The organism is Bacillus stercoris, from assembly GCF_029772985.1.
Classification (GTDB): Bacteria; Bacillota; Bacilli; order Bacillales; family Bacillaceae; genus Bacillus; species Bacillus stercoris.
The window spans coordinates 2,508,918-2,521,712 of sequence record NZ_CP121861.1; the positions used below are offsets into that span (position 1 = coordinate 2,508,918).

The 12,795-nt window shown below is 45.8% G+C and carries 1 protein-coding gene; it reads right to left on the reverse strand.

Annotated features, from left to right (window positions below; all coding sequences use genetic code 11):
- Positions 1 to 18: 18 nt before the first annotated feature.
- Positions 19 to 12,780 (reverse strand): SDR family NAD(P)-dependent oxidoreductase, encoded by a 12,762-nt coding sequence (locus QA442_RS13270; protein WP_279473169.1) that lies wholly within the window; start codon positions 12,778 to 12,780, stop codon positions 19 to 21.
- Positions 12,781 to 12,795 lie beyond the last annotated feature (15 nt).

Sequence of the window (12,795 nt, forward strand, 5' to 3'; positions counted from 1 at the left end):
AAGGCATCAAGAATTTCTTTATGATTCATACGATTTACTCCCTTCTATGATGTTTTGCACACTCTTAAAATCCAATTTCCCTTGCGCCACCTCTTGCATCAATCCGATGATTTGCTCGTCTGTATACGTGCCCGTTGTTTGATGTGCTGCGCTATGATTTTGTTTTTCAGCCTTTGAGGCCAAATGGTTAGATAGAGCTTGCACTGTCTGACATTCAAGGATTTCTCGGCCGGTCATCTTCAGCTGTGTGGTTTTTTCGATATGCCTCATCAATTTTCGGCCAAGAATTGAATCCATCCCATAATCCAGAAAATTTCTATTAAAATTGATTCGATCCTCAGATATGTCCAACTCTCGTGCTAAAAATTGAACAATGATCTTTTGAATATGGGTTTCCCCACTCATATATTGTGAACGCTGTTTAACGGCCTCTGATTGCTGTGTGCCTGACGAAACCCAATACCGCTCCCTTGCAAATGGATAACCAGGTAAAGAAACCATCCGTACGCCATCGCCATCATGAAGGAGTTCCCAAGGAATCTGATATCCTTTCACCCAGCGTTCCGCAATGTTTTCCAAATTTCTTTCTTTTGCGAGAGCTTGCAGAGCTTCCTGTTCTTCTAATATCCCTTCTGTATATCCTGTATAAAGGGATCTCTGTTGGCCCGATACCCCACCATTCTTCATTGCTTCTGCATATTCCTTCAATTTTCGCACCAATTGCTCCTGATTGTTTACAACGATCGCGAGCCTTGCTTCCATGGCTTTCCTCCCAACCTGAAGCGTATATGCTACATCAGGTAAAGAAAGGTTGTGATTCTGCTCCAGATACGCAATCATGCGGCAGGCAGCATCCTGAAGCCGATCGTCGTTTTGGGCTGAAAGCACGATGACCTGCGGTGACTCATTACGCCGCTGCGTGAACGGCTGATCATCTTGGATGTATTCTTCAATGACTGCATGCGCATTGGTGCCGCTGATTCCCGTCGTGCTGATCGTTCCCATCCTCGGCTTCTGATTTTTCCTGATCCATGGACGGTTCTCTTTGCAAAGCACAAACGGGCTTTCTTTAAACGGAATATACGGGTTTTCCGATTCACAGTGATGAGTAGCCGGGATGATCTGGTTTTTCATAGCCATCAGCATACTGATTAAAGCTACCGTTCCTGACGCTGCAAATGTGTGTCCGATTAAAGGTTTAATTGAGCTGATCATACAGAATTGCTTCTGCTTCGTATATTTGCTGAATACGTTCGTTAAAGCCTGGACCTCAAGCGGATCACCAATATTCGAGCCGGTACTGTGCGCCATCACATATTGAATATCGAGCGGATTGATTTCATTTTTTTCATAAATGTTTTCGATCAATTCTGCCTGGCTAAAAGGATTTGGCGCAGTAATGCCGTTGGTTTTACCATCGTAATTCACGCCGCTGGCCTTGATGCAGCCATAAATATGGTCTTTATCTTCAATTGCCTTTGATAATGGTTTCAAGAGAACAGCAGCCACCGCTTCACCTGGCACAAGACCATTGGCTTTCTCGTCAAATACTTTGCATTGTCCATTCGGAGACAGCATTTCGGCTCTTGTCAGCGCCTCAAAAGACATGTGAGAAATATTCAAGCTGACGCCACCGGCTAAAGCCATTTCACAATCCCCCTGACGCAGAGCTGAACATGCCTGGTGAATCGCCACAAGTCCAGATGAACATGCTGCTGTCAACGCCATATTAGGCCCTTTTAAATCCAATGCGTACGCAATTCTCGCAGATAATGTGGCGTTTTGTGTCCCATTAATGTAATCCGTATCTCCTGTTAAATGCGCATATTCTCCTTCTTCCACACCTACATAGACACCGCAGGATTTTCCTTTTATCCGGTCTCCCATATAGCCGGCGTCTTCAAACGTGCGCCATGCTTCCTCTAAAAAAATGCGCTGGCGCGGATCCATGCTTTTGGCTTCTTTAGGCGATATTTGAAAAAACAGCGGATCAAACCGGTCTATGTCCTTCAAAAATGCGCCCCACCTTGGCACTGCTTTTTCTGGATCTCCGTTCGATCCCCCACAGTCCATGCGTTCGTCCGGGATGTCAGAGATACACGTTTTTCCGTTTTGCAGATTATCCCACAGCTCATAGACCGAATCAGCTTGAGGGAACCTGCCGCTCATGCCGATAATGGCGATCGGCTCATTGTGACCCTGTCCGTTGCTTTTTTTACTGGTTTCTGCTTCGGGAACTACAGAATTTGCAGCAGGAGCTTCTATGGACTTTTGCGACTCAGATGCATCATCCCGGTAAAATGCTTCAATCAGCTCTTTATGATCCGTTAAGAAAAAGCCGATCAATTCCTGTAAAGTCGAATAGCCGAAAAATAAAGCCGGTGTTACTTCAATGTTGAAATGCTTTGATAACACATTCGAAAATTTAGCCAAATAGATTGAATCAAATCCGAAGTCAGCCCAATTTTTGTTCACATTCAGCTTGTCCTTTGAAATCTTAAGCAATGTGTGGATATACTCTTTCAAATCGTGTTCTAACCGCTTTTCAACGCTTAGTGTTTTTACCTCATTGTTTTTTTCTTGTACGACAGGGACTTGAGTGGCCGGTTCTGGAATTACTGGTTCAGTCATTCCTAAAAATCGGCTGACACGGCTTGGTTGACCGGCTATCACGAGGTGCTGAGCATCCTGCTGAGCTAGAATATGCTCAAACATACGGATGCCTTCCTCGGCTTCTAGGAAGCGTTGGCCGCTTGATTTCAGGTACATATCAGTTGTTTCTTCATCACCGATTTTCATTCCGCCATCTTTCCATACAGGCCAGTTGATGACAAACGTTTTGCCGCTATGCAGCTGGTTTCTGTATTGTGCATAAGCCATCTGAAATCGGTTGCCAATCGCATAATCACAACATCCAAAATCCCCCAAAACCGCCGAAGAAGAAGAAAAATAACACATAAAATCAAGGGCTTCATTTTTAAGCCATTCATCAAGCGCTATCGTGCCGTTGATTTTCGGTTCAATGACGCGCTGGAAGCTTTCGATCTTTTTGTCAAAAATAGCAGAGTCGCTCTCAATTCCGGCTGCATGAATAACACCGTTGATTTCACCGAATCGGTCTTTCCCTCTTTTTACGCAGTCTCCCATCGCGATAGGGTCAGATACATCTGCTTCTGCATACATCGCTTCGCCGCCTAGATTCTTTAATTCTTTTATTTTCTTTTGCTTTTCTTCATTGAAAGGCGATCGCCCTGTCAAAATCAGGTTTGCGGCATAGTTTTTAGCCAAATGCTTGGCGAATAAATAGCCGAGCCCTCCTAACCCGCCTGTAATCAGATAAGTTCCGCTAGATTTTAATTTGCTGTTGTTCGGTTGTAACGTTGTCCGTTCTATGTGACTTACATATCGTTTCCCATTTTGATACAAAACGGTTTGTTCTATTGAAGCCTGTAATTCTGACCACATATTACGTGCCCAATTATCCATCGATCCTTGATCTGCCGGCTGAAAGATTCCAGTCACTTTTGTGTGCGGAAGGACAAGCCCGAGCGATCGTTCGAATCCAATCCATGATTCCAGATAGCTTCGGTCAAGGCCATTTTCAAAACATCCTGCCAGCATCAGCCGTAAAGGATGCAGCTTTGCTGCGGACATACCTTGTAATAGATAGACAATACAGGAATGGTCCTTTATACAGCTCTTGTCTTCCGCAGGCCACATATAGAGAATTGCATCTGGCTCTCCATGTTCTTCTTTAATGCTCTGGAAGGCCTTTTCAAAATTAACGGGTTCTTGCCGCACAATCTGGTAGCTATATTCAGACTGTTTGCTGTACACTTCGCCCTGTGATATAAAAATGAGCTTGGTGTCTTGATCAACGTTTTTCAGGGCTGAATCAAATGCGTTTTGCTTTTCTCTTTCAGTCAGAAAACAGATGATCGTTTTGATACGTTTCGGAGCGTGGGTTGCCGGCTCTTCTTTCCACACTTCTTGAAACGTCATAACCTCGAAAGGTTCTTCTCTTTGCTGATCAAGATTTTTTTCTATAGGCGCCGGGGCCTTTGCCGAGCCTGGTGCCCAATATCGTTCTTTTGCAAATGGATATGCCGGGAGACTGATCCGGACAGGCGTTTGGGTGCCGTACAGCATATCCCAGTCGAAAGACAAGCCTTTCACCCAAAGATCCAGCAGTTTTGTGAATTTCCCTTTGCTCATCCATGCTTCTATGATTTTTTCCGTATCCTCATCCGCTGATAAGACTGCTAATGCTTTTTTGCTATCATCAATGCGATCCAGATACAGGCTACCTGCTTTGTTTTCGATAAAATCGTTCAGCTTTCTCTCAAGATCCTCTAGTGATTCCGCTATAAAGGCCAGCCGTTCCTCCATTGCTTCACGTCCCGTTTGCAAGGTATAGGCGATTCTGATCAGATCTGCTTCACGGTACCTTTTTTGTTTGATGGCTGTGAGCAGCTGTTCCGCTCTTTCTTGCAAACGTTCCATGTTTTTGGCCGACAGCACAATCAGCGCTGGGGGATGGTCTTCCGGCGTTTGCGCTCCCATTCTCGGAATATATTCTTCCAGAATGATATGGGCATTGGACCCTCCGGCGCCAAAACTGCTCAATCCGGCGCGCCTAGGCACCTCTTGTCCGCCAATCACCGGGCGTTTCCATTCACCAAGCTGCTGCTGAAGGACAAATGGAGTATGGCTGAACTCAATGTTCGGATTCAGCCGCTGAGCATGCAATGATGGCGCAATTTGGCCATATTTAAACTGAAAAAGTATTTTTGTCAGCCCTGCAATTCCGGCTGCACTTTCACAATGACCGATGTTTGATTTGCTGGAGCCGATCGCGCAAAACTGTTTCTCCTGCGTATCTTCCTCAAATGCTTTTGTTAACCCCGCTATCTCAATCGGATCTCCTAATGCTGTGCCTGTTCCATGCGCCTCCACATAACTGATGGTTCGGGCAGGAATGTTGGCGCGCTCCATTGCATCTTTAATCACCTGTGCCTGCGCATGAGGATTTGGAACCGTGTATCCATTTGTTTTTCCTCCGCTGTTAACGGCACTTGCCTTTATCACACCGTAAATATGGTCGCCGTCCGCTATTGCTTGCTGCAGCGGCTTTAACACAATCGCGCCTACGCCTTCACCATCGACAAATCCATCTGCGTCATCTCCGAATGATTTACATGTATCACTAGAAGAGAGCATATTCATGACAGATAAGTTCTGATAGTGAACCGGGTCGACGACTAAATTGACACCACCGGCAATGGCGCAATCACTCGATCCGCTATAAATGCTTTCCAGCGCTAAATGAATCGCTGTCAGAGAGGATGAGCAGGCTGTATCGACGGCAAGGCTCGGGCCTTGGAAATTCAGCAAATAGGATATTCTGTTGGCGATAGACCAATAGCCGTAGCCTGTCGGATAATTTTTGTTCATAACTCCGGCAAAGACGCCGATTTTTCTGCTTGAACTGAGCGAGTCAGGCGTGTATCCCGCGTCTTCAATACTTGCATAAGCGGTTTGCAGAAATAATCGCTCCTGAGGGTCCATTCGTTCTGCTTCAAGCGGCGAAATCTGAAAGAATAATGGGTCAAACTTGTCCATATCCTTGATAAATCCGCCCCATTTCGTATAAATCGATCCTTCTTTTCCTTTTTCTTTATCGTAATAAGCTTTCCAATCCCAGCGTTCTTTCGGAATTTCCTCAATACAATTTCTTCCTTCTTTTAGGTTGTTCCAAAAGTCTTCTGCTGTTTCCGCCTGAGGATAGCGTCCAGAAATGCCGATAATGGCAACGTCACGGCTTGGAAGAGCGTTTGTCGGTGTTTCTTTTTCCCTGCTGAAGCCAAGCTTGCGATATCGCCGTGTTCTTTTAGCGGCCCCATCAGGTTTCTGTGAAGATTGGGTTCTGCTTTCGGCCGGTGTCTGTTGTTGAACTTGACGGTCAAGACCTGTTAATTTCATCAGCGCTTCTGTTTTTGTTTTGATGAAATGCTCCACTAATGCGTCAATGGTCTGGTACTCGAAAAATAGAGTGCTGCTTACATGGTCAAATTCTTTACGCAATGTATTCGTCAGCTGGACAACAACGATAGAATCAATACCGTACTTTTCAAGCGGTTCAGATGAATCAATCTTACCTGCAGGAATTTTCAACGTTTCTCCGATTAGTTTTTTCATATAATCTGTGCTTTTTTCTCTTAGGAGAGCATGTTTAGATTGTCCTGATCCCTCTGAATCTATGGATTGAATGCAGGCTGGCTCCTGATTAGACGCTTGTGAAACATCCTTCTCCGGCAAGAGCTCATTTTTCATTATACGGCGAACCAGCCCGTTGCTTGAGGCTGCGACGATTTGGTGACTCAGATTATGAGCCGCCTCGGCCGGGAAAAAGACAGATTCAAAGCCTTCGCTTTCGAGTGCCGCTTTCCAGCTGTCAGGATGTAAGCCTGGACAGCCGGGAATCCGCACTGCAGGATCTTCATACAGCCACCAGCCTTCCAAAAGACCAAAGGTGATGTGAGGAAACAGGCTGTTTCCCGCCATTTCATTCAGCAGCAGCATTCCGTTGTTTTTCATCACTGCTTTTGTATGCCGCAGGGTTTGACGGATATTTTTTGTCGCGTGAAGGACATTAGCCGCAATGACGACATCATAGCCGCCAGCCTCGATTTCCTGCTGGTCAACCGTTTTTTCCACGTCAAATAGCTGATACGTCAGATACGGATTTTCCGCCCCATATTCCTTTTCTGCATGCAGCAAAAATGCTTTCGACAGATCTGTATAGCAGTATTCGTTGATATGCTTTTGATATGGTTTCAGTTTTTCAAAGATTCCGGCACTCGTGCCGCCTGTGCCTGCACCTATTTCCATAATGCGAATTGATGCCTCAGGATCTTGCTTCAGACGTTCATCCAGATAAGCTAATAATGTATCGGCAAGCACTTCATTAAAATAGTCTGCCACTTGGTTATGCTTATAAATGCCTTCCACCAATTCCATCGAGGATTGCGGGAACATGATATCTGTTGCCGGGACTTTCCCTGTCAAAATATCCGGTAGTGCTTTTAGCATGGCCTCTGCTAAGACAACCATCGCCTTTGTCTCGCTGTCTTTCAGCCACTTTTCTTTTTTGGCGTTCCATTCTTGCCAAAGCAGCTCGATATCCTCTGCTTGAACCTTCCCCACCAATGAATCTCCATCTTTCTTAAGATAGCCATGCTGCAAAAGAAATTCGCTGCTTTGCCGAAGCCATTTTTCATAAAATTCACGAGTTTTGTATTGTCGAAGACGTTCAACCGATAATGTATGGCCATCAAACAGTTCAGCCTTTTGCAGCTGTCCTAACAACAGCCTGTAAAGAAGATCGTCTAGTTCTTCATGTGTTGCTCTTTGTATTCGTCCCGTTTTCGGCAGACGCTCCATCAGGCTCTCTGCATCTGCTGAAGGTTGCTCGGGATATAGAGTGATGCATTCATTCTGATTCACGCCTTCGACTGCTACAGGCTTTGTCGTATGAATGAAAGCCGTTTGGCCGACTGGCCCAGAAAGCAGTGCTTCCAGCGCCTTCATAGCTTCCGCAGGCTCAATTAAACCTAAGCCGATTTGATTCATAAGCTGTACATAATGTTCATCCTCAGCCGCTTCACTATTCCCCCAATATCCCCAGTTCATGACTTTTACAGGGCATGCCCAGCTCTGGGAAAGCTGGTGAGCAAAAGCATCTGCAAATGTACAGCCAGAGGCATAATGGCTTTGCTTCACATTTTTGATATGTGCCACAAGCGAAGAGAAAAATAAAACAAAATCTACATTCTCCCGGCGGAACACTTGGGCCATCCGAATACTGACATCGATCTTCGCCGCCAGTCCGGCGGTGAATTCTTCAAACGTCATATTTTCCAGGCTTTGTTCAAATAAAACCATCGCAGAGTGAACAATCCCGTGAATATGAGGATGGCGTTTTTTCACTTGATCATATGCCTGCTGCAATGAATGCTTATCGGCAGCATCGGCTGCAATATAGAAAGGCTCAGGGCCAAGCGCCGAAAGACGGTCTATTTTCGACTGGATGGCAGCATTGATTTGACTGCGTCCAATCCAAACAATTTGCGCCTGGTAGCGGCGGATCATGTACTCACTCCATGCCTCTCCAATGTACCCGGCGCCTCCAATGACCACATACACCCCGCCTTTTCGATAAAGCGTGTCATTTGCCGGTGAGTGCCGATACGGGATCAATTGCTGCTGATGCCATTGCTGATTCCGATAGGCCCAAGCGTGTCCGAGACGGTCAGCAGGGAGCGTAAACATTTGATATACCGGCCATGTGCAGTCTTTTTCCAGATCAAGAAGGCGGATTTTCCAATGAGGATATTCCTTTGCCATTGTGCCGGCAAGTCCATGAATGCTTGCATGAGCGGGTTGTACTGTCTCATGTTGCGTAACCGGCTGCGCTTGGATTGTCACAAGAGACCATTCAAGTTGTTTCTCGCCATAGCCTAATTGCAGGCAGGCTTTCACAAGTTTAAATAAGTGAAGAACAGCTTCTCCTTGTCTATCACTATTCTCCAGGTCTGACGGGGCAATCCACAAGACATGGTCAATTCTTCCGTACGTTTGCAGTTTGTCCGCTATTGCCTCAATGTCATCTGCAGGGCGGATATCGACAAAGGAAATTTGCGGATAATGCTGCTTTATGAAAGTCCGATCAGCTTCAGCAACTCCGCATAAAACAGCTCTTGTACCAGCAAACGAAGCATTATCCTCCGCTTCTGGAGAGACTGGTTCCCAGACGGGGATCATCATCGTATGCCCGGTCAGCTGAGAAGCAGTTACTATTTGAGGCCTTAAATGCCGCTCTCCATCAAGCGCCCGCATTGAGGCACCCTTCATTCGCACACAAACATTGCCGTTCTCATCGCATAAATCAATATCATACTTTCTGACGTTGTCCTCCGCTTTACTGTCTGAACTGTATCGAATATAAGACCATATCTCCTCTGGACACGGGCTGAAAATATCAACCTCCTGCAACGCAAATGGAAGAGACAGCGTCTGTGCTTGTCCAGCGGCATTGACTGAGCTAACGATAAAACCGACTGTGGCATGGAATGCGGAATCCATTAAACTCGGGTGGAGCGCAAAATGCTGCTTATCGTTTTTTAGAAAAGCGGGTAGCGAGATTTTTGCAAGCAATTGATCTTTGCCGACATAGATTTTTTCAATCCCTTGATAGCCCTTTCCATAGTCAAGCCCAATCTTTCGAAACGCTGCATAGCATTGTTCTGACGTCACTGTGTCCAGACTGCATTCTGTCTGTATTGATGATAGGTTTAAAACAGAAGTATCCGCTTCATCTGAAATGACTGCGCGGCCTTGGCAGTATATCGTCATGGTTTTCTCTTGCTCAGAGCTGCTGTAAATGTCAAAGGAAATGTCTCCGTTATCCTCAGGATAAAGGCCAATATGTATTTCTTTTGGGTCATTTTCTATCGTGATAGGGCGTATCCACACAATGTCTTTAAGCGACACAATTCTTTGTTCGCTGTCCAGGTCGCCTGCAGCTTTTTCCGCTGCTTCCCTTGCCATTTCTAAATAGGCAACGCCAGGCAAAATCTTCTGTCCCTGTACAACATGATCAGACAGGAAAAATTCCTTGCCTGTAAATACAGAGCTAAAGCGCTGCTCAGTAAAGTCTGATGTATTGCGGTGCACCAGCGGATGTAAGATGTGATTCACAGAGCTGGTTTTCGTTTCAGGAGCTGGGATCCAGTAGCGTTCCCTTGCAAACGGATAGGTCGGAGCACTGATTTTAAACGGCTTGCGATCGCCGTATAGATCGTCCCAGGTGACCCGCTTTCCTTGAACCCATGATTTCGCCATTTCCTTCATTTCACTGTCTGTGATCAAATTGTTTTTCAGCGCATTCACCGACGTTGGTCCAGCCGCCATTTGATCTTCCTTGGCTTGTCCGGTCCAGCAGCCCTCGATCTTTTCTTCGCCATTGGCAAACGCCTGAAGTTTAGCAGCTAAATCTTTTTTGTCTTTTGCGAAGAAAGCTGCGCGCTCCTCCATTTCAACCCGTCCTGTCTGCATGGTATAAGCTAACGCTATAAGATTGACGTCCTCGCTAAGAAAATCCAGAAGTTTAAGAGCGTAAGCCTGCAGACGATCTTTGTTTCTAGCGGACAAAGGTATCACTATTCCTTCATTTTTCGTTAAAATCGTCTCTGAATGGCTCTCTGCAGGAATATATTCTTCCAAAATAAGATGCGCATTTGATCCTGAAGCACCAAACGAACTTAAACCTGCGCGGCGGGGAAATGTGATGTCCATCCCGTTTTCTTCAAAAGATGGCTGCTCCCATTCCTTTGTTTCATGCTGAACAAAAAATGGGGTTTGATCGAGCTGCAAATAAGGATTCAGCTCTTCTGAGTGTAATGACGGCACCAATGTTTTATGATGCAGCTGCAGGACTGTCTTCGTTAAACCGCTAATGCCGGCTGCCGCTTCAGCATGGCCAATATTTGATTTCACAGAACCGATTGAACAGAATTGCTTGTCCTGCGTATTGCGGCTGAAAGCTTTTACTAATCCTTGTATTTCAATCGGATCTCCCAATGAGGTGCCCGTGCCATGGGCTTCAACATAGCTGATGGTGCGCGGATCAATTCCTGTTTTTTCTAGGCATGCTTCAATCACATCAGCTTGGGCTACCGGGCTCGGTACTGTAATTCCGCTTACTTTTCCTACATGATTTATCGCACTGCCTTTGATGACAGCATAGATTCGGTCACCGTCTTGTTCAGCTTTTCGAAGCGGCTTTAGCAATACTGTGCCGACACCTTCTCCAGATACGTAGCCATCCCCGCCTTTGCCAAAAGTATGGCAATAACCGTCACTTGAGTGCATCCCTACACTGCCATAGCTGATATATTTAGCCGGATGCAGTGACAAATTGACGCCTCCGGCAAGCGCGGCCTCGCATTCTCCATTCCGGATGCTCTCTATTGCCAAATGAACCGCAGTTAATGAGGAAGAGCAGACCGTATCCACCGCCATGCTTGGGCCGTGGAAATTACAATAGTAAGAGACCCTGTTGGCTATTTGCGCGTAATTCAGCGATAAAGGAAATGGATTGTTTTCTGATAGAGCTTCCGCCCCTATAAGCGAATAGTCCTTATGCATAACACCGGCAAACACTCCGACATGCTGCCTTTTATTTTCTCCCTTTGGCGAAGCAATTGTCTCAGGTGTATAACCCGCATCTTCAATAGCTGCCCAGCACGTCTCTAAAAATAACCGCTCCTGAGGGTCCATCATTTCCGCTTCACGAGGAGAGATTCTGAAAAATTGAGGATCAAAGCAATCAGCTTCCTCGATAAACCCGCCCCATTTCGAGAGCGGCTTGCCTGCAGGGGAATCCAGACCATCGTTTTCTTTCCATTCCCAGCGTGAGTTCGGGATCTCTGTGATGCAGTCGGTACCAGCTTTAAGATGTTCCCAAAATTCCTGAATGTTTTTTGCCTTAGGATAGCGGCCTGCCATCCCGATAATGGCAATGTCCTCCCCGAGCTTCATTGAAGAGGCAGCACCTTCTGAATAATCCTTCTTTTGTGAAGGAGATTGGCGGACAGCATCGTCCGCCTCTCTAATTGAATAGTGATCAGCAAGATGTGCAGCCAGTTCTGCAATTGTTGTGAATTCAAACAGCAGTGTTGGAGCAAGATCCGCTCCAACCTTATCTCCAATTTCCTGAACCACTGTAAGCAACGACGGTGAATCCAGACCAAGCTCATAGTACCCAGCGTGGATATCCATTTGTTCTGCCGGCCTTTCAAGCTGCTCAGCAAGCAATTGACGCAAATACGTTTCAAATGCGTGATAGTCTCGACTGGTGTGCTGAGAGACAGCGGCTCTTTCTTCTTGAATTTCTTTTGCAGAGTGAAAAGCTGACCCATTCCGTACAGACTTGCCTGCAAACTGTCTCAGCTCGGCCACTTTTTGTCCTGATGAATTAAAATATTCAATCGTCATATAAGTGAGCTCTTTCTTCTGGCGCACAGATGAGGAGAGAATCCGTGCTGTACATCCTTTTTGCAATCGTTCTGAAGCTGAAAACGATTCATAACACAATGGCAGATACATCGTTTGATCTGAGAGCAGGCAGCTTGACCCTATACCACTCCCGTCAATGAGCGTGGGATGAAACAGAAAAGCATCAGAATGGCGCAGCGCCTCCTGTCCGACTGCTAAATCAATTAAAGCACCCTCTTTGGTCTCATAAATCTGCCCTTCCGCCTTCATCATGCCGGTATGCACTAATTCTTGAGATCGGCATTGTTCATATATTTCATCTAAATTCAGAATCCTGTCAGCTGTACGTTTCCACTGATTAAGGTCTATTGATTCTGCAAAAGCGGTTTGCTCTTTACGCTGCATGTCAGCAGTCACATATTGTCTCTTGTCAGATAGCGACTCTCCATGCTGTTTTTGTCCGTCGATGGTGATGGACCATGTCCCTTCCTTTCTTTCAGACACGTGAATGGTCAGGGCAATGTCATATGACTCATCTGCGATCAAAGGGTTAAAAATGGTCAGGTTTTTTAATTCAAGCTCTTGGTATGCATAACCATGTTCTTGGAATACTTGATAGATCAAATCTATATAAGCAAGGCCGGGTAATAACGCCTGTCCATATACCTTGTGGTTGGACATGATTGGATTTTTTAATGAAATGTGCAGTTGTTCAGTTATCATTTTCCCACTCCTCTC